Origin of the sequence: Sorangium sp. So ce185, from assembly GCF_051526825.1 — a bacterium.
In the GTDB taxonomy this organism is placed as follows: domain Bacteria; phylum Myxococcota_A; class Polyangia; order Polyangiales; family Polyangiaceae; genus Sorangium; species Sorangium cellulosum_D.
The window spans coordinates 171337-197859 of record NZ_CP150316.1; the positions used below are offsets into that span (position 1 = coordinate 171337).

The window sequence follows — 26523 nt, forward strand, 5'->3', positions numbered from 1 at the left end:
ACCGCTGACGCTGCTCGACCGTGATAGAGTGTCGCCTCGTTCCATCGAGTCCACGGAGATCTGGAATGGGTCAGAGCGCCGGAAGTCATCCTCCTGACGTCGAGAGTGCTCCGGCGCCGTGGACGCTGACCGGCGACGCCTACATCGCGATGCTCGAGCTCCCGGAGCGCCTGCTCCGGGAGCGGTGCTTCATCCCGGAGGCGCTCCGCCCGCGCTTCGACGGGCGCTACAGCCTGCTCATGGCGCTCGACTACACGTCGTCGAACGTGGGGCCTTATCGCGAGCTCCTGTTCATCCCCGGGCGCTACCGCACGCGCCGCGGCCTGCGCTGGTCGATCAGCAAGATCTACGTCAGCTCGTGGGAGAGCGTGGTGGGCGGCCAGGTCAACTGGGGTATCCCGAAGGAGCGCGCCGATTTCGATCTCGCGCGCGAGGCCGACGGCGCCGAGCGGCTCCGGGCGTCGCAGGGGGGCGACGTCTTCGCCGACGTGCGCTTCGCGGCCGCGGGCCCGAGCCTGCCCGCCTCGAGCGCGCTCGTGCCCGCGCGCCTCCGCGGGCTCGTGCACCACCGGGACGGGCACGATTACTTCTGCACGCCGACCGCGTCCGGGCGCGTCCGCCGCGCGCGCCTGCTCGACGCGCGCGTCGACCCGGCGCGCATGCCGCCCATCGACGCCGGGCGGGTCGTGTTCGCCGTCCGGCTCTCCGGCTTCCGGGCCGAGTTCCCGGCGGCCGACGTCGAGCTCCCCGACGTCGCCTGAGCCCGAGGCCGCGCGACGTTCGCGCCCGGCGCGGCGCGCTCAGCGCCCCGGCGCGGCGCGCTCAGCGCCCCGGCGCGGCGCCACCTCGGCGGGGTAGTGGTCAACTTTGCCCAGAGAGAGTCCACATGAAGGCGGGAAGGCGGGAAGATCATTAAGGTTTTCTTCCCGCCTTCCCGCCTTCATGTTCAATTTTGACCACTACTCGGCCCCGGTAGCGAGATAGTCACCTCAAAACAGGATGTTGGAAGCAAGGAGGGGAATGTCCGCCTCGCCGCTCCGTCACTCCGCGGCCGCCGTCACGACCCACACGGCGCTGCCCATGCGCACGCCCTCGGGGCCCGCGTGGGGCGCGATGGCCTCGCGCAGGTCGGCGCGCACGCGCTCGACGAGCTCCGGCGTGGCGTTCGCCTCGCGCAGCGCGGCGGACGCCGGACCCATCTTCAGGAGGAAATCGACGGTCTCGTCGAGCGATCTCCCGCCTGCGACCGAGAGCTCCTGGTCGATCGGCTCGCAATGCACCCGGACGAACCCCGCGCGCGAGAGGACGTCGACGACGCGCGCCGCGTCGGCGAGCGCGAACGGGCCGGGCGCGTGCGGATCGGGCTGCGGCAGCGGGAGGTGCCTGCCCACGGTCAGGGTCGGCACCAGCAGCCAGGGGTTCTCCTGGAGCGGTCGCCAGCAGACGAACGCGAGCCGCGCGCCGCGCCGCAGCGCCTTCCGGAGGTTCGCGAAGGCCGCCGCGGGGTCGGCGAAGAACATCACCCCGAAGCGCGAGTAGAGGACATCGAACGGCCCGGGCAGCGCCGCGGTCTGCGCGTCCGCGTTCTCGAAGGCCACGTTCGCGGCGCCCGCTGCCTGCGCCGCCGCGCGCGCCCTGTCCAGCATCGGCGCCGAGACGTCCACGCCGAGCACGGCGCCCGAGGGGCCGACGCGACGGCCTAGCTCGAGCGTCGTGTCGCCGATGCCGCAGCCGACGTCGAGGACGCGCTCGCCCGCGGCGATCCTGGCGCGATCCATGGCGAGGGCGCCGAGCGGCCGGATCTGCGCCGAGATGACGTCGTGGAGGGCCACCCACTTCGGCCCGCCGACCTCGTTCCAGTACTGGATCTGATCGGCGTTCGGCCCGGAGACCGTGATCATCGCTCGAGCTCCTTTCGATGCGCGCGCGGCGGCCTTTGCCGGCGGCCCCCGAGAGGTACCTCCGATCTCGGTCAGGTTCCACACCGCCACGGTTGCGGCTCCGCCGATTGGCCGCCGCGCTCCGGGCTAGGTGTGGCTGCATGGATGCAGGGATGAGCGCCGCGCGCTCTGGCCGGGCGGGGCGCGCGCTCAGCGGCCGAGGGCGAGGAGGAGCTTCAGAGAGCCCAGGATCTCTTCGTTGGTCAGAGCGCAGTGGCCATAGCGGTGGACCGGGAGAGGGACCACGACGCCGCGGTCCGAGGTGTCGACCTTGAGCAGGTAGAGCGGCTCGTGCCAGTAGGGGACGATCGGGTCCAGGGTGGTGTGGAGCGTCACCAGCGGGAGCGACACGTCGCCGGTGGTCTCGTGCTCGGCGACGCTCCGGAGCGCGCGCGCCGAGGCGGCGAAGCGCTCGACCCGCAGGTTGAGCAAGAGATCGTCGTGCGAGCCGAAGTAGAGGCGCCCGCGGTTGTCGTAGGGGTTTCCCCCGAGCTGCTCGACCGCGTCGTTCGTGGCGAAGATGTTGAACTGGAGCACGCTCACGATGGTCGTCGCGATGGTCTCCGGGTCGTCGGGGTCGATGGCCGCCTTCGCGGTGCGGACGAGCTGCCTGGCCGCGCTCGGGTTCGCGGCGATGGCGGCCTGCACCTTGGGCAGGTAGACGGTGAACCAGCCGGCGATCACCTCCGGGGGAATCTGGATGGCGCTGCCGGGGAGCACGCCGGGAAAGAAATAATCGAAGAGGGCCCGGAAATCGCCGAAGTAGTTGAGCTGCTCCCGGAAGCTGCCGATGGGCCCGCACATGGCCAGCCCGCCGCTGTACAGCTCCGGATACCGCTCGAGCGAGAGCGTCGTGACGAGGCCGCCTTCGGAGACGCCGAACAGGTACGTGTGCGCCGGAGCCGCCCTCGCGCGGAACGCCGCGACGAGCTGCCGGACGTCCTCGACCCCCGGGAGGATCGCGAGCCCGTTCCGCCGATAGCTCGTCGTCGCGAAGGCGAAACCGCGGCTCAGCGCGGCCTCCTGCGGGTTGAACCCCTCGGGGAACGAGAAGCTGTAGAAGTCGAGGGGCTGGAGAGGGGAGACATACCCGTGCGCCCACACGAGGAGGTCGCCGTTCCATCCGCGACGGGGAATGCAGAGGCGGATGCGCGCGCCGCTCGGGAGGACCTCGTCGGTGCAGCCCTCGGGCGCCGGCCCCAGCACCTGCGCCTCGGCCGGGGCGGCGACGGCGCAGAGCAGCGCCGCCGCCGCGATCGCTCGCGCGAATCGAAGGAACGTTTGCATGGTCGACTCCGTTGCTGCGCCGCGCGGCCGTGAGGCTCGCGCGGCGGTGTGCGGATGCTCGCCTGTTGCGCGATGACCAGGGTAGCTGTGGTCTCCAGCGAGTCAATGCTCGCGCGCGCTCACGCCAAAGATGGCTTATCGTTCCTGCCGCGAATTTGTGTGGTGAACGCTCGCGCCGGCCGTCGTGGGCGCAGGAAGACAGGTTGTGTGGCGAACGGGCGTGCGAGGCGCCTGTCGACGCGAGGGGCGATGTCGCCGCGCGCAGGCGGCCGTCTCGCGAGGGGCGATGTCGGCCCGCTCGCCTGCGCGCCGATCAGCTGAGCGCGATCATCGCGGCCGTCGCCGCATAATCGACGCGCTGCGCGCGGTACGGGTAGGTCGGCGGGAAGCGCTCGAGCGCCGCGCGGAGGCGACGGCTCGACGCGCTGTCGAGCGGATCGAAGCGCAGGCCCACGGCGCGGCCCGGGTCGCCCTCGCGCCGGCCGTGCAGGGTGCGCGCGATCGTCGCCGTCGCGTCGATCCAGACGTCCGTGTCCGGGAGCCGGAACGAGACGATCACCGGCTCGCCCGTGAGCGCGCGGGCGCTCGTCAGCACGAGCATGCCGTCGACGGACAGGTCGATCGCCCGGGTCCCGAGCAGCCGGAAGCCCCGCTCGCGCACGGCATGGCACTCCACGATCGCAGCGCGGCGCGTGACGCGGCGCTCGCTGGCGAGCAGCATCTCCATGGTGGTTCTCCTCGGCGCGGTACGCTACGGAGGAGCGCTACAGGTGGGCAAGAAAACTACATGAGAGGGCCCCGCGCCGCGGCGGGGCCCTCTCGCGTTCGCTAGCGGCCCGTGCGGCGCCGGCGCAGGGCGAGGCCGGCGAGGGCGGCGAGCATGGGCAGGAGCGCTCCCGCGCTCCGGGCGTTGCCCGCGGGGCCGGGCCGCGCGGTGCAGAGGCCGTTGCCCTCGGCGAAGATGCCGGTCGGATCGTTCGCCTCGGCGGGCCCGCAGGTGCCCGGCGCGCTGTCGGTCGAGCTGCACACCTCGCCGGACGGGCAGCTGTTGCCGTCGGCGCCGCGGCAGCCGTCCACGCAGGCATGATCCACGCAGATCGACCCGCTCGTCGGACCGCCGCAGTCGCTGTCCTGCCTGCACGCGTCGGTCTGATCGTCGTCGCCGTCGTTGGGATCGGTCTCGCCCGCGTCGATCGCGCCGTTGTGGTTCGCGTCCTCGTCGCCGTCCTTCACCCCGCCGTCGTCCGTGTCCGCGTCGAGCGGGTTCGTGGTCGTCGTCGGGTCGGCGTCCGGGATGCAGGTCCCCGCTTCCGGGTCGGTCGCCGCGTCGGCGCAGTCGTGCCCGAGCTCGGTGCCGTCGAACAGCCCGTCGCCGTCGCTGTCGGGGTCGAGCGCGTTGATCAGCCCGTCGCCGTCGTGGTCGTCGCTGAAGTTCGGCTCGTCGCCGTCGAGCACGCCGTCGTCGTCGCTGTCCGCGTCGTTCGGATCGGTGCCGATCTCCTCCTCGACCGCGTCGCTCAGCCCGTCGCCGTCGGTGTCCGCCGGCATCCCGTCGTCGTCGCCGTTGTTGGGATCGGTCTCGCCCTCGTCGATGGCGCCGTTGAGGTTCACGTCCTCCTGGCCGTCGGGCACGCCGCCGTCGTCCGTGTCCGCGTCGAGCGGGTCGGTCTTCGTCGCGCCGTTGTCCGCGTCAGGGCGGCAGTGGCCCGCGTCCGCGTTCGTGCCCTCGTGGTCGCAGCCCAGCCCGAGCTCGGTGCCGTCGAACAGCCCGTCGTTGTCGCTGTCCACGTCGAGCACGTTGATGAGCCCGTCGCCGTCGGTGTCCTCACCGGGGCGCGGCTCCTGCCCGTCGGGCACGCCGTCGTCGTCGCTGTCGGCGTCGTCCGGATCGCTCCCGATCATCTCCTCCACCGCGTCGGGCAGCCCGTCGCCGTCGCGATCGTCCGCCACGGGGTCGTCGTCGCCGTTGTTCGGATCGGTCTCGCCCTCGTCGATGGCGCCGTTGTGGTTCGCGTCCTCCACGCCGTCGGGCACGCCGCCGTCGTCCGTGTCCCGATCGAGCGGGTGCGTCTTCGTCTCCGGGTCGGCGTCCGCGATGCAGCTCTCCGCCTCGGGATCGGTGGCCTCGAGGCCGCAGGGCAGGCCGAGCTCGGTGCCGTCGAACAGCCCGTCGTCGTCGCTGTCGGGGTCGAGCGCGTTGATGAGCCCGTCGCCGTCGTGATCGTCGCGGAAGTTCGGCTCGTCGCCGTCGATCACGCCGTCGTCGTCGCTGTCCGCGTCGTTCGGGTCGGTGCCGATCTCGGTCTCGAGCGCGTCGATCAGCCCGTCGCCGTCGGTGTCGACCATCGGCAGGTCGTCGCCGCCGTCGTTCGGGTCGGTCTCATCCGCGTCGATCACGCCGTTGCGGTCGATATCCTCGTTGCCGTCGGTCACGCCGCCGTCGTCGGTGTCCGCGTCGAGCGGCGAGGTCTTGGTTGCCCCCTCGTCCGCGTCGGCGATGCAGTGGCCCGCTTCCGTGTTGGTGGCCGGGTTGTCGCAGCCCAGCCCGAGCTCGGTGCCGTCGAACAGCCCGTCGTTGTCGCTGTCGACGTCGAGCGCGTTGATGAGGCCGTCGCCGTCCGTGTCGTCGCTGAAGTTCGGCTCGTCGCCGTCGATCACGCCGTCGTCGTCGCTGTCGGCGTCGTTCGGATCGGTCCCGATCGTCTCCTCCAGCGCGTCGCTCAGCCCGTCGCCGTCGGAGTCCACCGGCGGGGTCGCGTCGTCCTCGCCGCTGTTCGGATCGGTCTCGCCCTCGTCGATGACGCCGTCGAGGTCGACGTCCTCGTTCCCGTCGGACACGCCGCCGTCGTCGCTGTCGGCGTCGAGCGGGTCGGTCTTGGTCGCCCCCTCGTCCCCGTCGGCGCGGCAGTGGCCCGCGGCCGCGTTGGTGGCCGGGTTATCGCAGGGCAGGCCGAGCTCGGTGCCGTCGAACAGCCCGTCGTTGTCGCTGTCCGGGTCGAGCGCGTTGATGAGGCCGTCGCCGTCGGTGTCCTCGTTCCAGCGCGGCTCCTGCCCGTCGGGCACGCCGTCGTCGTCGCTGTCCGCGTCGTTCGGGTCGGTGCCGCCGTCGACCTCGACGAGATCGTCGATCCCGTCATCGTCCGCGTCGCAGCCGTTGTTGATGACCCCGTCGCAGTCGTTGTCGATCGCGTCGGTGCAGATCTCGGCGCCCGTCGGCTCGCAGACGCAGACGTTGCCATCGAGGTCGCACTGCGGGGTCAGCGGCCCGCACTGCGCGTCCGTGGTGCACTCGACGCACGCGTTGGGCGTCGCCGCGGTGTCGCAGTGCGGCGTGTCCCCTTCGCACTGCGCGTCGGTCTCGCACTCGTCGATGACGACGTCGGTCGGCTGGGGGCCGCCGGTCTCGTCGTCGCCGTCGGTCGGCGTCTCCTCGTTGGGCGCGCCCTGCTGCCCGGCGGCGTTGATGATCGCCTGGTTCTCGATCAGCCCCGTGGCGCCGGCGTCGACCGTAACCCGGAAGGTCACGGTGGTCGTCCCGTTGACCGCGATCGTTCCCCCGGTCGCGCCGGTCGCGCCATCGCCGACCCGCACCGTGACGGTGCGGCTCGTGGCGTCGTACTCGCCTTGATCGTCGCCGGCCGCGTCCGTCTTGGCGCCCATGTTCGGCCCCGCCGCGATCGCCAGCGAGCCCGGCACGTAGGACACGCCCGCGGGCAGCGGATCGGTCATCACGGTGTTGACCGACGCGTCGTTGCCCGTGTTGCGGATCACGATCGTGTACTCGATCGTGTCGCCGGGGAGCAGCGACCCGCCGTTCACGTCGCGAGCCGCCTTCGTGGAGGACGTGAACTCCGGCTTGAAGGTCGAGATCGAGGTGATGAAGCCGGCGAGGAAGTACAGATCGCCGTTGCTCGACGCCACGATGGGCGCCGACGTCTGGCCCGGGGACACCTTGGGGGTGATGTCGAGCACGTCGATGTCCATGCCGGACATGGTTCCGGCGGCGCCCGTCAGCTGGGGCAGATCGCCGTCGACCGAGACCAGCCCCCCGAGGCTGGAGCGCGTGCCGTTGAAGAAGTTGGAGACCGGGTTCTGGGCGTTGCTGAGCGCGGCCCCTCCGTTGAAGAAGAACTGGTCTCCGGTATGGGCCAGGTCCCCCTCGAAGGCGACCAGGCCGATCTTCGCGTCGTAGCCCGCCGCCGGCACCAGGAACCCGTCCAGGGTGGCCTCCCGGGAATTCCCGGTGTTCACCGCGTCGAGGCCGTGGAAGAGCGCGAGGTGGCGCGGCGGCTCCGAGGCGAGCTCGTAGAACACGACCATCCACCAACCGGCGAAGTTGTTGTTGTCGTTGTCCCCGAAGGCCTTGGTGCTGACGCCGCTCACCCGGTAGGCGCCGGTACCGTTCGCCTGCACGAGCGCGGTGATGTCCGAGTACGACTGGTAATACGCGTGTGGCGCCGCTGGAACGCCCGGTTCTGACGACGCGGTGAACGAGCCCCCGGAGGGCGCGGCGGCGACGATCTCCGCGGAGAAGCCGCCCGCGCCAGGCCGATCGAGCGTCACCGTCGTGTCCGCGCCCGCGTTGGCTGCCGTGTGCGCGCCCCAGTAGAGGAACGCGTGCGTGACGCTGGCGCCGGCCGGCACCTGGAGCCAGGCCGTGCTCCGCGCCTGGTCCGCGGCGATGCCTCGGTTCGCCTCCGCCGCCCCTGCCGTGGGCGAGTCGGAGCGCCAGAAAATATCGGGCGAGGTGTCGGTGTTGCCGCTCCCGCCGCACTCCTCCGGCACAGTGCCGACGACAGGGGCCGGCAGAGTCACATCCGAGCCGCACTCGTATCCGAGCGTGTTGCCGATCAGGAGGAAGTCACCCCTCTGGCTGACCTCCAAGAGCCGCTCGGGATCGGCGTGCGCTGCGCCGCCCTGCCCGGCCACCACGGCGAGCCCGACAAGACCACCTATGACGTAACGTCTCTTCACGGCGCCTCCTGCTGCTGCTTCGGCTTCTTCTCGAGGATCTTGAACTGCACGCGGCGGTTCTTCTGGCGTCCCTCTTCGGTGTCGTTCTCCGCGATCGGGACGTCAGGCCCGTAGCCCTTCGACGCGAGCCGCTCGGCCTCGATGCCGCGCTGGACCAGCGCCTTCGTGACCGACTCGGCCCTCGCCTGGCTGAGCCGGATATTGTACGCGCGTCCGCCGCGCGGGTCTGTGTGCCCCTGCACCTCGATCTTGGTGATCTCCGGGTGCTCCTTCAGCACACCCGCGACCTCGTCGAGGAGCTCGTCGCTCGCCTTCTTGATGGTCGCCTTGCCGGTGTCGAACTGCACCTGCTGCAGGATGACGATCTCCTGCTCGGTGACGCGCACCGCCACGGGGCAGCCGTTCTTCGCCGGATCCGGGTCGGGCTTGCCCTTCTCGTCGGGGCAGGCGTCCTTGTCGTCGCGCACCGTGTCGCCGTCGCGATCGCCGGGGCAGCCGTTCGTCGCCGGATCCGAGGTGCGGAGCCCGGGGATATCGGGGCAGGCGTCCTCCGCGTCGATCACGCCGTCGCCGTCCTTGTCGGGCGGCGGCGGGCAGCCGTGCTTCTTCGGGTCCTCGTTGCTCGGGCCGGCCTGGTCCGGGCACGCGTCGACGTCGTCGGTGATGCCGTCCTTGTCGCGGTCCCCGGGCGGCGGGCAGCCGTGCTTCTTCGGGTCGTCGTTCGCGATGCCGGCCGTGTCCGGGCACGCGTCGACGCGGTCGAGGATGCCGTCCTCGTCGCGATCCGACGGCGGGCAGCCGTTCTTCTTGGGATCGGGGTCGCCGACGCCGGGCACGTCCGGGCAGGCGTCCTTCTCGTTGACGATGCCGTCCTTGTCGCGGTCGGGGTCCTCGCGCCGGACCTCGGGCGAGTACGCGAGCATCGCGACCGCGCGGAAGTCCGGGGTGCCGATGCCCGACGTGAAGCCGGGGCCGGCCGCGACGCCGATCTCGAAGTCGCGGACCGCCGGCGCGAAGCGGTAGCGCAGGCCGAGCAGCGCCTCGACGTTCGTGTTGCGCGCCTCCGGCTCCTCCAGCACGGTCGACACCGTCACCTCGGGCCCGATCTGGAGCTGCTCCTCGGGCAGCAGCAGCAGGCCGACGCCCGCGCCGCCGTTGAACATCAGGCCCTGCCGCACCTGCGCGAACGTCTGCGCCGGGCGCAGATCGACGCCGGCCGCGGCCGACCAGACGAAGCCCGGGATCCGGCCGCCGGCGATGAGCTGCGGCATGCCGCGCACCGAGTCCTCGCCCACGAACGAGCCTTCGCCGCCGCCGGTCGGGAACCAGACGTAGCCGCCGACGGCGAGCTGGAACGGGTCGAAGTAGTCGCCGAGCAGGCGCAGGCGCAGCCCGACCCGGAGATCGCCGAGCTGCGCGCCGCTCGGCGAGGCGAACGAGAGCCCCTCGGCCGCCGGGCTATCGCCCTCCTGCAGCACGGCGAGCGGCACGTCGACGTTGATGTGCAGCCGGTCCCAGAGCGACAGCGAGCCGTTCAGGTGCAGGAACAGCTGGTGCCCCACGATGGCGCCGAGGTGGTCTTCGGTGCCCACGCGCGTGAGCACGAGCGGGTTGTGGGCGTAGTCGCCGAGCAGGGCGAGGTGGAGCGTGGGGCTGCCGTCCTGGTGCGGCGAGGCCGCGTACGGCGACGCCACGCTGAACATCCGGTCGCCCGCTGGCGCTGGGTTGAAGCGGTCGAGCGCGAGGCCGCGCGCCGGTCCCGCCTCCTGAGCGGACGCTGGCGCGGCCCACGCCGCCGCCGCTAGGGCGGCGGCGCCGCAGATCCATCGAGGGGGGAAATGGACTCTCATGCGCAGGATCACCTATGGGGGCGTGGGGCGAGCGGCCGTCGACTGCACCGGCGCGCAGGCACGTTGGGGGAAACACCGCGTCCTCGACGTGGAGGAGCGGACAGCTGCCTCGAATCCCGGGCCGTCTTATATTCTCCGCCGGCCGTCATCGGTGGACTTTTCGATGGGCGGCCGGCCGAATTCGCATCGGCCTCGACAGGTCGGCTCCTGCTGCGACCCGGGCTTCGCAGCGATGTCGCTGCCGGGCCTATGCAAGCGTTGTGCACGCCTCTCGGCGCGCGCGGCGCCGGCGAGCTCTGGCGACTCTGGGCCTCATGGCGGCTCGGCGGCGGGGCGATAGAGGTCTACAGACATCAGCGCTGCGGCCCACGCGCATCGGGGGGCGCCGTGCAGCCACGCGTCATCCGGTCGCGCTGTCGCCCGCACTGGCACCGATGCTTGGCGGCGTGACGGGCTCGAGGGGGCCGCGCGCCGGCGCTGGCGTGCTTTTCTCACGGTCGCGGCGGCCTCCGTGCTACGCCGCGTTCGTGGAGCCGCACCCATCTCGCCAGCCGGCGGAGCGCCCCACGGCGCCTCCCGACGAGCCACGCCTCGGCAAGCTCCGCACCGGTCACGCCGTGCACCGGTCACGCCGTGCACCGGTCACGCCGTGCACCGGCGCTATGCGCTGTTCCACGCGGGGCGCGGCGCGCTGCTCCTGTCGTTCACGAGCATCTTCGGCGCGTTCATCGCCGGCTGGCAAGGCTTTTGGGGGTCGCTCCGGTCCGGACTGGCGGGCTCTACCGTGCTCGCGGCCTCGGCGCTGCGCCACCCGGGCCTGCGGATCGCGCTCCGTGTTCCCCTGGCGGACGGTGCGCCTCGACCGCGTCCCGCACCCGACCGTGTTTGCCAGGCTGGTGGTCGAGCGCGCCCCGCGCGTGGAGCGCGACGAGGTCTGGGCGGCGTGGACCGGGTGAGGGGGCGACAGGCGGGAGAGATCGGCGTCGCGCGCTGGGCGGTGCGCGTTCGAAGGCGACGCTCGCGCGGATCGTCCAGTCCACCCGTGTCGGCGTGACGTTCCGCATCGGGGCATAGGCGGGTATGCCTATGCCTCGCGCCAGAGCGCTCGGGTACGACGTCGTTGCGGTCACCCGCACCGGGTGACGCGGCGACGGACGGTGATCTCGGGACAGGGAGGCGAGGGCGAATGGAAACGCTTCGAAATTGGGGCGCGATCGCTCCAGGGCTCGTCGCGCTCGCGGCGCTGGCCTGCTCCACCAGCCAAGGAGATGGGACGACCGACGGCGGCGGCAGCGCTGGAGGGCTCACCGGGCCTGGCGCGAGCGGCTCCGGCACGGGTGGCTCGTCGGCGACGGTCGGCTCGTCGGCGACGGTCGGCTCGTCGGCGGGGGTTGGCGGCAGCGGCGGGCGCCCGGGCTCGGGGGAAGCTGGCGCGGGCGGCTCGGGCGCCGGCTCTGGCTCGGGCGGTTCCGGGGGCGATACGCAGAGCGCCGGTTGCGGCAGCGCGACGGCGCCGACGAGCGGCCGCTTCAGCATCGATGTCGGGGGCACGACGCGCGAGTACATCCTCGCCGTACCGGACGGCTACGATGCGAACCGTGCTTACCGGCTGATCTTCGCCTGGCATCCCCGCGGCGGCTCGGCCGAGCAGGTCGCGACCGGCTTCGGCGGCGGCTACTACGGCCTCCAGAGCCGCGCCGCCGGCTCGGCGATCTTCGTCTCGCCCGAGGGCATCGACCAGGGCTGGGCGAACTCGGGGGGCCGCGACATCGCGTTCCTCCGCGCCATGCTCGACCGCCTCCGCGCCGAGCTCTGCATCGACGAGAGCCGGATCTTTTCGACGGGGTTCAGCTACGGCGGCATGATGTCCTACGCGATCGGCTGCGCGATGGGCGACGTCTTCCGCGCCATCGCCCCCATGTCCGGCGCGCTCTACAGCGGCTGCGACGACGGCGACCACCCTGTGGCCATGTGGGGCGCCCACGGCGACGCCGACAACGTGGTTCCGCTCGACAATGGTCGGACCGCTCGCGATGTCTTCCTCGAGCGAAACGGTTGCGGTTCGCAGACCACGCCGGTCGACCCGAGCCCCTGCGTCAGCTATGAGGGCTGCGACGCGGGCTACCCCGTCGTCTGGTGTGAGTTCAGCGGCGGCCACGCCATGCCGAGCAATTCCGGTGAGTCGATCTGGAAGTTCTTTTCGCAGTTCTGAATCAGAGCTCGCCCGAGCGACATGCCCTTGCCTGGATAGGTGGATCCGATGATGAAGATCGGGAATGTTTCGATAAAGCTCTTGCTGATTGGAGTCCTTGGCATCTGCTCTGGCGGGTGTGGTTCGTCCAGCGAGGATGGCAGCGCAGGAACGACGAGCAGCGGCTCTGGCGGCGCGACGTCGGGCGGTCCTGGTGGAACGACGGGCACCGGTGACGGCGCCGGCACGGGCGGCGCGGGCGGCGGAGTCGCCGGGACCGGTGGAGCCATGGAGACCGCTAGCAGCGGCGGCACCGGCGGGATGGTCGGCGACGGCGGCGGCGGCAGCGGCGGCGGCGGCGAGGCGACGATCGTCCCCGATCCGTCGTGGACCTGCGGTATGCCCGGCGGCATTCCGCTCCCCACGCGCGGCGAGCTCGTCTTTCGGGCGACGCTCCAGCTCGGCGAGATCCACGATGTCGGGACCACCCAGTTCGGACGCCGCCGCCTCCTCGACGTGAAGGGGGGCACGCTCGAGGGCGACAAGATCCAGGCCACGTTCCTCACCGGCGGCATGGACCTCGAGCTCACGCTGTCGAACGGATCCATCGAGCTCGAGCAGATCAACATCCTGAAGGCGAGCGATGGATCGCTCATCTATTTGCGGAGCTGCGGCGTCGCTCCGGCCGGCGATTCGGTGGTCCGGGTCGTCCCGGACTTCGAGGTGGCGACGTCGAGCCCGCTCGCGTGGCTCAACACTGGCAAGTTCGCGGGCACCCGCGTCGTCGACGCCGAGGCGGGCACGATCCAGTTCGACGTCTATGACATCTCCGACGTCGCCGCCGCAGAGCCGAAGATCCAGCTCAAGGATCCCGAGGGCGTCCCCCATCAATCGTGGGAGTGCTCGACGGCGACCGGCGCGAGGGGCTCGAGCGTGTTCACCGAGACCGTCACGCTCGGCTCTTCCATCTCCGTCGGCGCGAGCAAGCGCGGCACGCGCAACATCATTCCCATCACCGGGGGCACCGTCACCGGTGGCATGCTGCTCAGCGGCCTCTCGGGCTCGGTGCTCCCCGGAGGCGCGGACTACCAGCTCATCGGAGCGAGCACGGTCCTGGACGCCAGGTACGCGCTGTCGTCGAGTGACGGCGAGGTCATCGTGGTGAGGAACTGTGGACCGTTCGGCGCGCTCGTGCCGGTCTTCGAGACGCGCGCGGACGGCCCTTACGCGATCCTCAACACGAAGTCGTATGTGAGCTCCGACCCCGGCGGGGCGGCGGGTGGGGTGAGCCTCACCTTCTACGAACGCAAATAGGACAGCAAGTCGACAGAAGCACAGGCGGCAGCCCCGACGTCGTGGACGAACAGCGCCCGCAGGTGCGCCGGGGACACCCTCTCCGGCGCGGCGGAGCGCGGGGCGGCGGCCGGGCTGCGCCGGGCCTCGAGGACGCGGGCGACGCGTCTTCAAGCGCGCCATTCCCTCGCGACATCCCCTAGCATCGTCTCTCCGCGGGCGGCAGCTCCCGGCGGCGCTACACGACGGAGGTCCTGGCGATGAACTTGTTTCCGGACGAGATACGGCGCGATCCCTACCCCTTGTACGAGCAGATGCGGAGCAGCTCTCCCGCGCTCCACATCGCCCCGTTCGATCTCTGGATGATCTTCGATTACGAGGGTGTGAAGCGGGCGCTGACCGATCACGACGCGTTCAGCTCCGCCGTGACGCCCCCGACCGGCAAGGCCCCGGAGTGGATCGTCTTCTCCGACCCGCCGCGCCACACGAAGCTCCGCGGGATCGTCCAGCGGGCCTTCACGCCGCGATCCATCGCGGGCCTCGAGCCGCGCATCCGGGAGCTGTCGCGCGAGCTCCTGGACCAGCGGATCGAGCACGGGACGATGGACCTCGCGGCGGACTATGCGGGTCCGCTGCCCACGATGGTGATCGCCGAGATGATCGGCATTCCCGCCGAGGACCGGGCGCGCTTCATGCGATGGAGCGAGGCGATCGTGAACCTCAGCCACACCCTCTCGGGGGGCGAGGAGGCGGCCAGGGTCGTGAGCGAGCACGCCGCGGTCAAGGAGGAGATGAAGGCCTATGTCGCGGACCTGCTCGACGCGCGCCGGAGGGCGCCGGAGGACGACCTCTTGACCCGGCTCGTCGAGGCCGAGGTGGACGGCGAGCGGCTGAACGAGGACGAGCTCCTGAATTTCTTCCAGTTCCTCCTCGCGGCGGGCACCGAGACGACCACGAACCTGATCGACAACGCGATCCTGTGCTTGCTCGAGAGCCCGTCGGAGCTGGCGCGCGTCCGGGCGGCGCCCGATCTCGTGCCCTCGGCGATCGAGGAGGTCCTGCGCCATCGCTCGCCGCTCCAGATGGTGTTCCGCGAGACGAGGCGCGCGATCGAGGTGCATGGCCAGACGATCCCGGCCGGGAAGCTGGTGCTGCCCGTGATCGGCTCCGCGAACCGAGATCCTCAGCAATTCCGCGACCCTGGCCGGTTCGACGTCGCGCGCGATCCCAACCCGCACGTCGGGTTCGGGCACGGCATCCACTTCTGCATCGGGGCGTCGCTGGCGCGCCTGGAGGCCCGGATCGCGCTGCCGGATCTCCTCACGCGGCTGAGGGGCCTGGAGCTGGCGAGCAAGGAGCCGTGGGAGCCGCGCAAGGCGCTCATCGTGCACGGCCCGGCGCGCCTGCCGGTCTGCTTCGAGCCGGGGAGGCGCGCCGGGGGGCGCGCGGCGGGGGCGCACGCGGCCAGTCCATGATGCCGCCACGTCGACAGGCGCGGAGGCGCTTCGGCACGGCCGCGACGGCGTAGGCCGGCAGGGCTCAGCTCAGCCCGTCGAGCACCTCGGCGAGCGACGCTGCGACGATGGCCCGTTCAAGCCACCGTTCCAGCGTCTCCGGATCCTTCTCGGCCAGGATGCGCTCCCGCGCGACGTCCGGTACAGCGATGCCGCGAACCCGGAGCGCGGTCAGCACGGCACGCGCCGCCTCCTCGGCACGCCCTTCGTTGCGGCCTTCGTTAAGGCCTTCGTTAAGGCCTTCGTTAAGGCCTTCCCTGTGGCCTTCCGTTCGCGCCTCGGCCCGAAGCTTCTGCTCGTACTCTTTGACCCACGCCCGGATTTCTGCGCTCACCTCGTCCTCCTCGTCGATCGCCGGCTCCTCGGTTCCGAGCCGGGCAAGCTCTTCGCGAACTGGTCAGAGCGGTTGTGCATCGGGGAACGACCCTAATCCATCATCGCATCACGCGCCATCATCGAATCGACGAGAAGAGGCGGTTTGAGGCATCGTCGCGCCGTGCGCACCGAACGCAGAACGCTTACCGGCATGGGGAGCCAGTCGTGTGAAAATCGTTGTCGGTCACTTTTATAGCTGCGTGGTGAACGAGCGAGTCGCCAGATCGGGGGCAAGGCAGCGAGACTGCAGGGGTATGTGCGCCCGACCGCTGCCATGGACAGCAACTACCGTGATGGGGTGGCGTTGCCATCGGTAAAAAGATATCCGCAACGGCGGCGGCCGACCTTGGTCGGCGTCGCGCACGACCGGCGGCAGCGCCGGAGCGGTGTCAGCGGCGGAGCACAGAGGAGAAGCGGCGGGCGGGGGTGACGATGACGTGATCGGCGAGGGGCACGCCGATGAGGTGCGCGGCGCGCTCGACGGCATTGGTCAGCTCGACGTCCTCGTCCGTGGGCTTGGGGTCGCCGCTCGGGTGGTTGTGGCAGAGCACGAACGAGGCGGCGGCCATCTCGAGGGCGGCGCGCAGCACGTCGGTCTGCTGGACGACGGTGGCGGTGAGGCCGCCGCGCGAGAGCATGCGGACGCCGCGCACGCCGCGGCGGACGTCGAGCGCGGCCATCCAGAGCTCCTCGTGGACGAGCGGTGCGAGCGTGGGCTCGAAGAAGCGGGCGATGTCGCGCGGCGAGCGCAGGCGCCTCGGGCGGCGGGAGCGCGCTGCGTGGACGCGACGGTCGAGCTCGAGGGCGGCGAGCAGGCGCAGCAGCGTCGCTCAGCTCAGCCCGTCGAGCACCTCGGCGAGTGACGCTGCGACGATGGCCCGCTCAAGCCACCGTTCCAGCGTCTCCGGATCCTTCTCGACCAGGATGCGCTCCCGCGCGACGTCCGGCACGGCGATGCCGCGAACCCGGAGCGCGGTCAGCACGGCACGCGCCGCCTCCTCGGCGCGCGCCTCGGCTCGCGCCTCGGCCCGAAGCTTCCGCTCGTACTCCTCGACCCACGCCCGGATCTCTGCGCTCACCTCGTCCTCCTTGTCGCTCGCCGGCTCCTCGGTTCCGAGCCGGAAGTGTATCAGCAGCGGCGTGGCGATGCTCTTCTCCCAGGCATCGTCCGGCAGCGCCGCGAGATCGGCCAGCGCGTCGCGCAGGACGCGGCCTGAGCCGAGCAGCCGGAGCATCAGCGTCGCGCGCGTCCGGGGCAGCTCCGCGAGCACCACCACCCGCGTCACGAGGCCGGGCACGGCGTGGTAGACGCCTGGTTGCGCCGGCTCGCAGCGGTAGGCGTCAAGCACGGTCTCCGGGCGGCCCGGGCTGATGACGACCAGCGCAGGGAACGCCACCGGAGGCTGCGGCGACGCGTCGGCGTCCTCGTCCGGCGCGACGGCGCTGGCAGCGGTGCGGGCGCGGCGTTCGAGCTCGTGATGCCACGTGAGCTGCTTGCGCAGACACCGCCGGACCTGACGGAGACTCGGCGTACCGTGGAACGGCTCGAACAGGCTTGGCTCCGCGGCGAGCTCTCCGAGCAGGCCCATCCTGGCGCGCTCGGCGTCGCGCGCTGGATCAGGCACGCTGTAGACATCGATCTTCTGGGTCGCCGCCAGGACCTCGACCTCGGTCTCCGCCGCCGAGACGAGGCTGAGCCCGTCGCGCAGCATGCTCTTCGCGAACTGGTCAGAGCGGTTGTGCATCGGGGGACGACCCTAATCCATCGTCGCGTCATGTGCCATCTCGAATCGATGAGATGACGCGAGATGAGGCATCGTCGCGCCGCCGCGCATCGAACGACAAGCGTTTACCGGCGTGGGGAGCCAGTCGTGTGAAAATCGTTGTCGGTCGCTTTTGTTAGCTGCGTGGTGAACGAGCGAGTCGCCAGATCGGGGGCAAGGCAGCGAGACTGCAGGGGTATGTGCGCCCGGCCGCTGCCATGGACAGCAACTACCGTGATGGGGTGGCGTTGCCATCGGTAAGAAGATATTCGCAACGGCGGCGGCCGACCTTGGTCGGCGTCGCGGCGCTGCGCGTCGTGGAGGCCGAGCTCGGTGCGCTGCGTGATGGCGTGGGGCGAGAGGCGCCCGAGCTCGAGCAGGCCGTGAGGGCCGAGCACGCGCGACGCGGCGCCGGGGATGCCGAGCACCAGGTCGACGAGCGTGGCCTCCGGGGCGGTGAGCACGTCGACGAGCGGGACGGCCGCGGGGGTCGGTGGCTCGCGCAGAAGGCGCTTGGCCCAGTGTGCTGCCAGCCACGGCTTGCTCATGCAGGGGCCGGTACGCTACCCTGTCCCTCATGGATCCCATCACTCCGACGAGCGATCAGGCCGATCCCGTACGTCCGGAGGACGACCGCGTACGCCTCCTTCGTGCGATTGCACAGGGGCTCGCCGACGACGCCGCGGGCCGGGTGATGGACACGAAGGCGCTCATGGACTCGCTGGAGCGCGAGGTTGGGCCGATCGCGTGGCCGTAGTCTGGACGGAACGTTCGCGTGACGACTTGGTCGACATCTTTTGCTTCATTGCACGCGATGACCGGAAGGCTGCTGCGCGCTGGACAGCGCGCATCGTTCAGCATGCGGAGCTCGCGGCGACGACGCCGTTCGGCGGATGCGTCGTGCCAGAGCTAGGGCGCAACGACGTCCGAGAGGTCTTCCTTTGATCCTATCGAATCATCTACCGTGTCGCTGGTGAGGACATCCGGATTTTGACGGTGTTCGAGGGACACCGGCGCCTGCGGCTGGACGAGATCGAGGCGGAATAGGCAACACCCCGTAGTCGGCCGCTACGTTGGCGCAGTGAGCGGCAACGGCCTGTTCTTGCAGTTTTAGGACAGCACGGCGGCGGTCATCTCGAGGGCGGCGCGCAGCACGTCGGTCTGCTGGACGACGGTGGCGGTGAGGCCGCCGCGCGAGAGCATGCGGACGCCGCGCACGCCGCGGCGGACGTCGAGCGCGGCCATCCAGAGCTCCTCGTGGACGAGCGGTGCGAGCGTGGGCTCGAAGAAGCGGGCGATGTCGCGCGGCGAGCGCAGGCGCCTCGGGCGGCGGGAGCGCGCTGCGTGGACGCGACGGTCGAGCTCGAGGGCGGCGAGCAGGCGCAGCAGCGTCGCTCAGCTCAGCCCGTCGAGCACCTCGGCGAGTGACGCTGCGACGATGGCCCGCTCAAGCCACCGTTCCAGCGTCTCCGGATCCTTCTCGACCAGGATGCGCTCCCGCGCGACGTCCGGCACGGCGATGCCGCGAACCCGGAGCGCGGTCAGCACGGCACGCGCCGCCTCCTCGGCGCGCGCCTCGGCCCGAAGCTTCCGCTCGTACTCCTCGACCCACGCCCGGATCTCTGCGCTCACCTCGTCCTCCTTGTCGATCGCCGGCTCCTCGGTTCCGAGCCGGAAGTGTATCAGCAGCGGCGTGGCGATGCTCTTCTCCCAGGCATCGTCCGGCAGCGCCGCGAGATCGGCCAGCGCGTCGCGCAGGACGCGGCCTGAGCCGAGCAGCCGGAGCATCAGCGTCGCGCGCGTCCGGGGCAGCTCCGCGAGCACCACCACCCGTGTCACGAGGCCGGGCACGGCGTGGTAGACGCCTGGTTGCGCCCGCTCGCAGCGGTAGGCGTCAAGCACGGTCTCGGGTCGCCCCGGGCTGATGACGACCAGCGCAGGGAACGCCACCGGAGGCTGCGGCGACGCGTCGGCGTCCTCGTCCGGCGCGACGGCGCCGGCAGCGGCGCGGGCGCGGCGTTCGAGCTCGTGATGCCACGTGAGCTGCTTGCGCAGACACCGCCGGACCTGACGGAGGCTCGGTGTACCGTGGAACGGCTCGAACAGGCTTGGCTCCGCGGCCAGCTCTCCGAGCAGGCCCATCCTGGCGCGCTCGGCGTCGCGCGCTGGATCAGGCACGCTGTAGACATCGATCTTCTGGGTCGCCGCCAGGACCTCGACCTCGGTCTCCGCCGCCGAGACGAGGCTCAACCCGTCGCGCAGCATGTTCTTCGCGAACTGGTCAGAGCGGTTGTGCATCGGGGGACGATGCTAATCCATCATCGCGTCATGTGCCATCTCGAATCGACGAAAAGATGAGAATGGAGGCGCCGTCGCGTCGCACTGTGAACAATCGAGCTGCACTGCATCGAAACATCGAACGGCAACCGATTGCCGACATGAGGAGCCAATCGTCTGGGAATCGTGTCGGTCGCGTGAGAATTACGGCGGTATGGAAGGAGTGAGCGGTATGCCAAGCCGGGGCCAGGCACCGCGACTGCGGGGCCATGTGCGACCCACCGATGCCGTGGACGTCAGTTATCGTGATGCAGTGACTTTGCTATCGGTAAGGAGATCTCCGCAACGGCGGCGGCGGCCGACCTCGGTTGGCGTCGCGCAGGACCGGCGGCAGCGCCGGAGCGGTGTCAGCGGCGGAGCACAGAGGAGAAGCGGCGGGCGGGGGTGACGATGACGTGATCGGCGAGGGGCACGCCGATGAGGTGCGCGGCGCGCTCGACGGCATTGGTCAGCTCGACGTCCTCGTCCGTGGGCTTGGGGTCGCCGCTCGGGTGGTTGTGGCAGAGCACGAACGAGGCGGCGGCCATCTCGAGGGCGGCGCGCAGCACGTCGGTCTGCTGGACGACGGTGGCGGTGAGGCCGCCGCGCGAGAGCATGCGGACGCCGCGCACGCCGCGGTGGACGTCGAGCGCGGCCATCCAGAGCTCCTCGTGGACGAGCGGTGCGAGCGTGGGCTCGAAGAAGCGGGCGATGTCGCGCGGCGAGCGCAGGCGCCTCGGGCGGCGGGAGCGCGCTGCGTGGACGCGCCGGCCGAGCTCGAGGGCGGCGAGCAGGCGCTGGGCGTCGTGGAGGCCGAGCTCGGTGCGCTGCGTGATGGCGTGGGGCGAGAGGCGCCCGAGCTCGAGCAGGCCGTGCAGGCCGAGCACGCGCGAGGCGGCGCCGGGGATGTCGAGCACCAGGTCGACGAGCGTGGTCTCCGGGGCGGTGAGCACGTCGACGAGCGGGGCGGCGGGGAGGCTGTCGACGGCGTCGCTCATGGCGCCCCCGTGGCGGTGTCGATGTCGATGGGCGGCGGCGCGAGGGCCGCGGGGATGTCGGCGAGCGCGGTCGTGGAGGCGCGCTGCGCGGCGCGGCTCATCGCGGCCACCTCCGGGAGCGGGTGAGGGCGCGGGCGAAGAGGCGGCGCGCGAGGCGGAGGCGGGTGGCGACCGTGGGGCGGGGGAGCGAGAGGGAGGCGGCGATCTCGTGCGACGTAACGCCGGTGGCGGCGAGCGCCAGGATCTCGCGCAGCTCGGGGCGGAGACGGTGGAAGGCGCGCAGGAGGCCGCGCGCGACGAGGCGGGCCTCTGGAGAGGGGGCGGCGAGCGTGGAGAGGCGGTGAGGATCGAGCGGGGGCGCCTCGTGCCGGCGGTAGGCTTTGTCGCGGTAGTGCGATGCCTGTCGCGCGGCGACCCCGGCGAGCCAGGCGCGGAGGGCGTCGGCGGGAGCCGCGGAAGGGGAGGGGCGGAAGCGGCCGGCGCGCATGCTGCGCCAGGCGCCGAGGACGGTGTCCTGCGTGAGGTCGTCGAGATCGGCGGGGAGAACGCCGCGGGCGCGGAGGGTGCGGCGGATGAGCGGGCGCTGTTCGAGGAGCGCGGTGGGATCGAGGTAGACGGCAGGGGGAGGGGGCTGGTGAGGGGTCTTGGGCGGGCGGGCGAGGCGGTTGCGAGCTGCGGGGCGGGGGCGGCGGCGGGAGGGCGGATCGATCTCTTGGCCCCCGTCGGGGCGTAGACGTACGGTTTCCATGTCGGACCTCGTGGAAGCGGGGTTCGGCCACGCCGCCCGGGGTGTTACCAGCACCCGCGGGCGGCACTTTTGTGGTCTCGTCACGCTACGGACCGACAGCCGGCAGGTCAAGGAAATCCGATCCGCTGGATCATTATTCTGGACCGGGCTCGGGGGTACGCGAACAGCGTGCGAACGCTCACGCTCGATACCCTCCTGCTCTACATCGCGGCGAACCTGCGGCGTCTACGCCAGAAGCGCGGCATGACGCAGGAGCAGCTCGCGGAAGCCGCCGGAATCGAGCTGCGGACCATGCAGGCGATCGAGGTTGGGCGGCAGAGCATGAGCCTCGGCACGCTCCTCAGCCTCGCGAATGCGCTGGATGTGTCGCCCGCGGTTCTTCTCCGCAGCGCAGCGATGCCGGAGATCAAGCGAGGTCGGCCGCGGAAGCGTCCCGCGGGCGCTTGACGCGATGCTGAACAGCTCGTCCGCTGACGCTCGAGCCGTTGCAGGGGCCGCTTTTCGAATGCGAGGCGTAGGACATAGAGGCCCGCTGGAGCCTTCTCCGGCGTGGAGCCGCACGCGCCTGCGCTGGTCTCCTTGACAAGACGGGGTAGCCGTCGGATACGCTACTTTTCCACGATGGATGGGGGTGGCACGACAAGGCAGGGTTGGAGTTCATGGCGCCCCGCGCTGAGGCGGCGGCGAGCGATCCAGGCGGCTGATAACGCCGAGAGGGCCGCGGTCGAGTTAGTAAGCGAAAGCGATGGAATGAGGACTCGACTTAAGAAGTTGCATAGGTGGGTAACCCAATCTTCGTGTCTTGCGCGTCGCGCGAGGTAAATCCTGCCGATCTCATAGATAGTGCTTGATGTGTATTGTTGTCGCGCAATGCTGAATACAGTCTATAAACGTCCCCGGCGGGAGCGAGGAATAATACATGCCGCCTATGAATCCGGAGATCGATTTTAAGCACGTCCTCTCTGAGCTCTCTGTAAATCGGCGTTACCCGTGTGAAATCGTTCGAGAGCTCGTCTCCAACGCGTACGATGCTAAAGCTCGACGTATCGAGATTTATCCCATTCCGCAGAAGCGGGGATTCATTTTCTTTGATGACGGTGTGGGTCTCAGTGAACTTCCTGAGCCGAGCAAGAATATTGCTCCCTACGTCGCTTTCTTCTCTATTGGGCGGACCACAAAAACCAAAGGCGCCGCTCTTGGCTATAAGTGCCAAGGTTCCAAGTTGTGCTTCGCCTCTAATCGTTTTGCTGTTATTACGCGGTGTGCAGGAGAGCCTACCTTCCGCTTCAAGCTCCTCGAGAACCCACGTGCAACGCTGGATATTCAGCGAGATATTACGCCTGATCGAATTTTGGAGCCTTGGAAGAACATTGAGCAGTTGCTCGAGCTTCCTGATGCGCAGACCAAGAGCGTTATTGACCATCTGAGTCGCGACTACTTTGATGGATTTAAGCAAGGAACGATGATTGTTGTGCTGGGCTACGAAGTCGAGGACTTTGATACTTACTTTACTGCGAAGGCAACGCAGCCGGAGTCGTCTTATCTGTACAATTATATTCTGTCTTCGACAAAGCACGGTGATGTGAGAGTCCTGAAGCCGAAGGAGACTGGTTTTCCCACGGACGCGCAGAATGCATTCAGGCAGAGTACCGGTTATAATGACCGGTGCACGCTCGGCATCTGGGCAGGGAAATCGCTGCATGATGTTCCAGCCGGTTATTTTTGGCTCGCGAAGCCTGACGCTACTGCGCCGATCAAGGATCCGCACGAGATCACGAGGCTGCGTGATGGGACGTTCTGGGATCGTCATGCTATGATGTTCGAGCATGCAGGGCGGCATTATAGCCTTGCTCTGCCATCGATGGAAACACAAGAGCTCATAAGCAGTATGAATACCTCGATCGGCGAGGAAAAACCATTTCTGGGGTCCGCCTAACTGATCAGCGTGGCGCGTTCATTTCCTGTAACGGGGTCAAGGTTTGCCCGTACAATGAACTGTTCTCCCATGGCAAGCTTGAGGCCAGATATGGGATCCTCGCTACTGGCGAGGCGCAATCCCACTACGCTCTGGTTGTTGATGGCCCGTTCGACTTGGTCACAAATCGCAACGACCTCGCAGAGGATGCGATCAAGCTGCTCCGAAGCGATGCGTTCGTTGACAAGATCAAGTCCTTCCTCGATACCGCGTACCAGAAGAAGTCTACCTTCCAACGCCTTGTAGACCGGCTGCGGAAGGAGGCCGTGGACGTGAAACGTGAGACCCAGACGCAGCAGGCTGAGGAACTGAAGGAAGGGATCAGTGAGCGCACGCGATTTCGTGTAACCAGTGTACCCGTGCTTCACGATAAGTGGTTTGTTACACCGCTTCCCGGTGAGGAACACTGGGTAGGTGCGCTATATACACTCTTTTCGCATTTGGTGACTTCGCAGGATTCGACAGCGGCTCTCTGGCCCAGGGCACTCACCTTCTCGGGTCGTGGCGTGGACAGCTTGGCCGTTGGCGCAGACGGATCTCTCAAAAAGGACGATCTGCTTGCGATTGAGTACAAGTATGATTTTGATGGGCAGAGCGTCTTTAATCATCCGCTGACGATTACTGACTATATAGTTTGTTGGAAGATGGTTCTGCCCAAGCAAGATGACATTGTTCAGGATGACTACGATTGCTATGGTACGGTGCACCTGACCAACGAACTCGGAGATCTGGGCTTCGAAATTCGTGATGTCATGAGCCGATCCGGCGCCAGCTTTGGTCGCAAGGTTGTGGTTCTGTGTCTTGAACGTTTGCTCAAGAAGACCTTCAAGATCAGCGAGCATGCTCCGCCGCCCCCCAAGCCGGCCGCGAAAACAAAGGGAAAAAAATAGAGCTTGCGATGCCAAATAATGCGAATCGTGTGGACCGTCCGTCGGCCGGTCTGCACGATCGCTAGGCGTTGGGCCCGGCAGTCCCCCAAGGCGGTGCGCCTGGGGGAAAGGCGGTGCGACTGGGGGAGTCGAGCGGCAGCTAAGGCGTGTCGCGCTCGGAAGAAAGAACTACTTATGCGCGGGCTCCGACAAGGGAGCTCAGCGCCTGGCCATCGGCTATACGATCTTCGGCTCGTGTCGGATGCACGGTGCCAACCCGCTCGCCTGGGCGACGGACGTGATCGGCAGGTTGCAGGCGGGCTGGCCGTGCGAACGGCTCGACGAACTGCCGCCCGACGCGTGGGCGAGCTCGGCGCGCACTGCTCCGACCGCTGGCGACGCCGACGCGACCTGAACAGAACAACGCGAACATCGTGGCGACGCGGGCGGAGGCCGCCTCGGCGGGCACCGTTCCAGGCCCGCCCGGGGCCGTGGGCCGACGCGGCCCCGCGTCCAGTCTCGTCGACCCTGACGAGCGCTGCAATGGGCCGCGCCCATGGCGATGGTCGGCCGGTTACGATCAGACGGCCGTGACCTGAGGCGACCGCCGGCCGCGGCGCCCGGCACGGCGGCCCTCGGTAAGGATCAGTCGGACGCTAGCCCTTAAGGGGACGCTGCAAGTTTATGGATCCCCTGCGCGCCGCCAACGCCCCTGCGTAGCTCGACGCGCAAACTCTCGTGGCGCGCCAGCGCATGCGTTGCGCAACGCCGCAATCCGTTGCGGTTCGTGGCAGACCCTTGCGCTTCCCTCATTGCTGTCCTCATCCGCTGCACCCGATACATGGGCTCATCTTGCGCCGGCATATCTGTTGCCGCGTCGCGACGCCGCAACGAAACGACGGCATGTCGCCACCGCGGCAGGCCAGAACCATATGATATCACAGGAGGTTTCCCCCGTGAGTGAATCCCCGATGTTTTCGACCATGGCCCTCCCCCCGGATCTCGTCGCGGATGACGTGATCGGTCTCCGCGATCAGATGAGCGCGCGCATCGCGGCGGTGCTCCGGCCCAAGGGCGGCAAGCGCAAGGAGGCGGACGCGCCGCTGCCCAAGGGGCTCGAGCCCCTCGCGGCGCTGCCGCCGCACATCGACAGGCCGTGGAGGCGCTTCGACGCGGCCGCGACCGAGCTTCAGGGCTTCCGCGACCTGCGGGCGAGCGCGCAGGCCGATCAGCGCCATTCGGCGGCGAGCGAGGAGGAGCGGAGCGCGGCGAACACCGACAGCGACGACCGGTGGCGCGCGTTCGAGCAGTGGAACGCGGGGGCTGCCGCGCTCTCCGACGATGGGCAGACGCCGGCGCCGTCCGAGGCGCGCTGGCTCTACGCGCAGCTCTTCCCGACGCCCGAGGGGCTTCGCTTCATCACGCGCCGGCCCCGGGTCCAGTGGGCCGCGATGGTGCAGCGGATGAAGACGCTGGAGGAGGAGCGCGCGCAGGCGGTGATCGAGGGGTTCGGCGGGACCCGGCATCACCGGCAGCTCGTCGCCGCCCACGCGCGCTTCGGCGAGGCGTACGGCTTCACGAACGTGGTCCTCGCCAAGGAGGGAACGCCGACCGATGGCCGGCCGCAGTGGAGCGCCGCCCGAGATGCGCTGCGGAGCCTGATCCAGAAGATCGAGAGCCACGCCGATCCGGAGATCCCGGGGAGCGAGGCGCTCGCCGCGTTCCTGCTGGCGCCCTACGTCGAGATGGTCGACGATCTTGCGAGGACCCGTCGAAGAGCCCCCGCCAGGAAGCCCGAAGCCGTCCCGGCGCCCCCGCCCGAGGCGGGCGGGACGCCGTGAACCCATCCGGGTGACCTGGCTCGTCCACGCGGGAGATGGGTGGCACCCGTCTCCCGGTGGACGTGCCTCCAACAAAAGACGGGTGGCACGCATCTCCGCGGTGGACGTGCCTCCAACAAAAGATGCGTGACACCCGTCTCCCAGTGGACGTGCCTCTAGCAAAAGATGGGCGGCACCCGTCTCTGCGCTGGAGAGGCCTTCCTCCGACCCCACGATCCCTGGCCAGCACTTCCCGCCAGCGCTCTGGTGCAAGCCTCGCCCGCGTTGCGGCGGGGGCCCTCGACGCCCCGGCCAGGCTCGCGTGTGCTGGCATTCCGGCCCCGCTGGTGCAGGATCCACCCATGGACAAGCCCACACTCGATCTGTCCAAGCTCACCGCCGATGAGAAGCTCGAGCTGAGCGATGACCTTTGGCGAAGCCTTTCCTCGGACGACCTTCCGCTGAGCTCCGAGCTTCGTGCTGAGCTCGACCGCCGCCTGGACCGCCTCGAGCGCGAGGGCCCCGTCGGTCTCCCCTGGGAGGACGTCCGAGCCGAGATGACCACCCGCGAGTCGTGAGCCGCGTCGTCTTCCTCGCCGCTGGAGACTGA

Annotated in this window: 25 protein-coding genes and 1 pseudogene; 12 read left to right on the forward strand and 14 right to left on the reverse strand. The window is 69.5% G+C overall.

Going from position 1 to position 26523, the window contains the following annotated elements:
- Positions 1–65: 65 nt before the first annotated feature.
- Positions 66–761 (forward strand): acetoacetate decarboxylase family protein, encoded by a 696-nt coding sequence (locus WMF26_RS00630; RefSeq protein WP_437998706.1) that lies wholly within the window; start codon positions 66–68, stop codon positions 759–761.
- Between the two features lie 279 nt (positions 762–1040).
- On the opposite strand, the gene WMF26_RS00635 is transcribed toward WMF26_RS00630, so the two are convergent.
- The 5 genes from WMF26_RS00635 to WMF26_RS00655 all read right to left on the reverse strand — a co-directional run bounded on the left by WMF26_RS00635 (position 1041) and on the right by WMF26_RS00655 (position 10051).
- On the reverse strand, positions 1041–1901 hold the full coding sequence (locus WMF26_RS00635) for a class I SAM-dependent methyltransferase (protein WP_437998707.1): 861 nt from the start codon (positions 1899–1901) through the stop codon (positions 1041–1043).
- A 189-nt stretch (positions 1902–2090) separates the two neighbouring features.
- The gene (locus WMF26_RS00640; protein WP_437998708.1) at positions 2091–3227 is read right to left on the reverse strand and encodes a hypothetical protein; all 1137 of its coding nucleotides are present in this window, start codon (positions 3225–3227) and stop codon (positions 2091–2093) included.
- A 313-nt stretch (positions 3228–3540) separates the two neighbouring features.
- Complete coding sequence (locus tag WMF26_RS00645; RefSeq protein ID WP_061625426.1) at positions 3541–3954, reverse strand: PilZ domain-containing protein; 414 nt, start codon at positions 3952–3954, stop codon at positions 3541–3543.
- Positions 3955–4055: 101 nt separating this feature from the next.
- Positions 4056–8201: a hypothetical protein gene (locus WMF26_RS00650; RefSeq protein ID WP_437998709.1), complete on the reverse strand. Its 4146-nt coding sequence runs from the start codon at positions 8199–8201 to the stop codon at positions 4056–4058.
- Positions 8198–10051 carry an OmpA family protein gene (locus WMF26_RS00655; RefSeq protein WP_437998710.1) on the reverse strand — a complete coding sequence of 618 codons (1854 nt, stop codon included), beginning with the start codon at positions 10049–10051 and terminating at the stop codon, positions 8198–8200. The genes WMF26_RS00650 and WMF26_RS00655 overlap by 4 nt, the downstream gene beginning before the upstream one ends.
- An 833-nt stretch (positions 10052–10884) precedes the next feature.
- Between WMF26_RS00655 and WMF26_RS00660 the strand changes: the two genes are divergently transcribed.
- The 4 genes from WMF26_RS00660 to WMF26_RS00675 all read left to right on the forward strand — a co-directional run bounded on the left by WMF26_RS00660 (position 10885) and on the right by WMF26_RS00675 (position 15010).
- A complete protein-coding gene (locus WMF26_RS00660) occupies positions 10885–11007 on the forward strand; it encodes a hypothetical protein (RefSeq protein ID WP_269084111.1) in 123 nt (40 codons plus the stop codon).
- A 230-nt stretch (positions 11008–11237) separates the two neighbouring features.
- On the forward strand, positions 11238–12263 hold the full coding sequence (locus tag WMF26_RS00665; protein WP_437998711.1) for an alpha/beta hydrolase family esterase: 1026 nt from the start codon (positions 11238–11240) through the stop codon (positions 12261–12263).
- 267 nt (positions 12264–12530) lie between these two features.
- On the forward strand, positions 12531–13556 hold the full coding sequence (locus WMF26_RS00670) for a DUF3237 domain-containing protein (protein ID WP_437998712.1): 1026 nt from the start codon (positions 12531–12533) through the stop codon (positions 13554–13556).
- Between the two features lie 239 nt (positions 13557–13795).
- Positions 13796–15010: a cytochrome P450 gene (locus tag WMF26_RS00675; protein WP_437998713.1), complete on the forward strand. Its 1215-nt coding sequence runs from the start codon at positions 13796–13798 to the stop codon at positions 15008–15010.
- Between the two features lie 64 nt (positions 15011–15074).
- On the opposite strand, the gene WMF26_RS00680 is transcribed toward WMF26_RS00675, so the two are convergent.
- The 4 genes from WMF26_RS00680 to WMF26_RS00695 form a co-directional block, all read right to left on the reverse strand.
- Complete coding sequence (locus tag WMF26_RS00680) at positions 15075–15383, reverse strand: hypothetical protein (RefSeq protein WP_437998714.1); 309 nt, start codon at positions 15381–15383, stop codon at positions 15075–15077.
- Between the two features lie 430 nt (positions 15384–15813).
- Positions 15814–16248, reverse strand: a complete 435-nt coding sequence (locus WMF26_RS00685; RefSeq protein WP_438002503.1) for a JAB domain-containing protein — start codon at positions 16246–16248, stop codon at positions 15814–15816.
- A gap of 6 nt (positions 16249–16254) precedes the next feature.
- Positions 16255–17169, reverse strand: coding sequence for a hypothetical protein (locus WMF26_RS00690; protein WP_437998715.1), 915 nt, complete (start codon positions 17167–17169; stop codon positions 16255–16257).
- 104 nt (positions 17170–17273) lie between these two features.
- A complete protein-coding gene (locus WMF26_RS00695) occupies positions 17274–17735 on the reverse strand; it encodes a hypothetical protein (protein ID WP_437998716.1) in 462 nt (153 codons plus the stop codon).
- Between the two features lie 29 nt (positions 17736–17764).
- Here WMF26_RS00695 and WMF26_RS00700 point away from each other — a divergent pair, with 29 nt between their 5' ends.
- The gene (locus WMF26_RS00700) at positions 17765–17944 is read left to right on the forward strand and encodes a hypothetical protein (protein WP_437609767.1); all 180 of its coding nucleotides are present in this window, start codon (positions 17765–17767) and stop codon (positions 17942–17944) included.
- A gap of 353 nt (positions 17945–18297) precedes the next feature.
- On the opposite strand, the gene WMF26_RS00705 is transcribed toward WMF26_RS00700, so the two are convergent.
- The 4 genes from WMF26_RS00705 to WMF26_RS00720 all read right to left on the reverse strand — a co-directional run bounded on the left by WMF26_RS00705 (position 18298) and on the right by WMF26_RS00720 (position 21249).
- Complete coding sequence (locus WMF26_RS00705) at positions 18298–18576, reverse strand: JAB domain-containing protein (protein WP_438002504.1); 279 nt, start codon at positions 18574–18576, stop codon at positions 18298–18300.
- A 6-nt stretch (positions 18577–18582) separates the two neighbouring features.
- Positions 18583–19485, reverse strand: coding sequence for a hypothetical protein (locus tag WMF26_RS00710; RefSeq protein ID WP_437998717.1), 903 nt, complete (start codon positions 19483–19485; stop codon positions 18583–18585).
- A 386-nt stretch (positions 19486–19871) separates the two neighbouring features.
- A complete protein-coding gene (locus WMF26_RS00715) occupies positions 19872–20501 on the reverse strand; it encodes a JAB domain-containing protein (protein ID WP_437998718.1) in 630 nt (209 codons plus the stop codon).
- A 97-nt stretch (positions 20502–20598) separates the two neighbouring features.
- Positions 20599–21249: an RNA polymerase sigma factor gene (locus tag WMF26_RS00720; protein ID WP_437998719.1), complete on the reverse strand. Its 651-nt coding sequence runs from the start codon at positions 21247–21249 to the stop codon at positions 20599–20601.
- 168 nt (positions 21250–21417) lie between these two features.
- Here WMF26_RS00720 and WMF26_RS00725 point away from each other — a divergent pair, with 168 nt between their 5' ends.
- Together WMF26_RS00725 and WMF26_RS00730 are read left to right on the forward strand one after the other, a co-directional pair.
- Entirely contained in the window at positions 21418–21696 is a 279-nt protein-coding gene (locus WMF26_RS00725) for a helix-turn-helix domain-containing protein (protein WP_437998720.1), read from the forward strand.
- 472 nt (positions 21697–22168) lie between these two features.
- Positions 22169–23185, forward strand: a complete 1017-nt coding sequence (locus WMF26_RS00730; RefSeq protein WP_437998721.1) for a hypothetical protein — start codon at positions 22169–22171, stop codon at positions 23183–23185.
- Here the strand turns inward: WMF26_RS00730 and WMF26_RS00735 are convergent.
- Positions 23182–23460 carry a hypothetical protein gene (locus tag WMF26_RS00735; protein ID WP_437998722.1) on the reverse strand — a complete coding sequence of 93 codons (279 nt, stop codon included), beginning with the start codon at positions 23458–23460 and terminating at the stop codon, positions 23182–23184. The two genes, WMF26_RS00730 and WMF26_RS00735, sit on opposite strands and share 4 nt — an antisense overlap.
- Positions 23461–23496: 36 nt before the next feature.
- Between WMF26_RS00735 and WMF26_RS00740 the strand changes: the two genes are divergently transcribed.
- From WMF26_RS00740 to WMF26_RS00755, 4 genes and pseudogenes are all read left to right on the forward strand, one after another.
- The gene (locus tag WMF26_RS00740) at positions 23497–24114 is read left to right on the forward strand and encodes a hypothetical protein (protein ID WP_437998723.1); all 618 of its coding nucleotides are present in this window, start codon (positions 23497–23499) and stop codon (positions 24112–24114) included.
- Positions 24115–24235: 121 nt separating this feature from the next.
- A pseudogene (locus WMF26_RS00745) lies at positions 24236–24508 on the forward strand (transposase domain-containing protein); the annotation flags it as partial.
- Positions 24509–25076: 568 nt separating this feature from the next.
- A complete protein-coding gene (locus WMF26_RS00750) occupies positions 25077–25934 on the forward strand; it encodes a hypothetical protein (RefSeq protein ID WP_437998724.1) in 858 nt (285 codons plus the stop codon).
- 341 nt (positions 25935–26275) lie between these two features.
- Positions 26276–26491 (forward strand): addiction module protein, encoded by a 216-nt coding sequence (locus tag WMF26_RS00755; RefSeq protein WP_437998725.1) that lies wholly within the window; start codon positions 26276–26278, stop codon positions 26489–26491.
- Positions 26492–26523 lie beyond the last annotated feature (32 nt).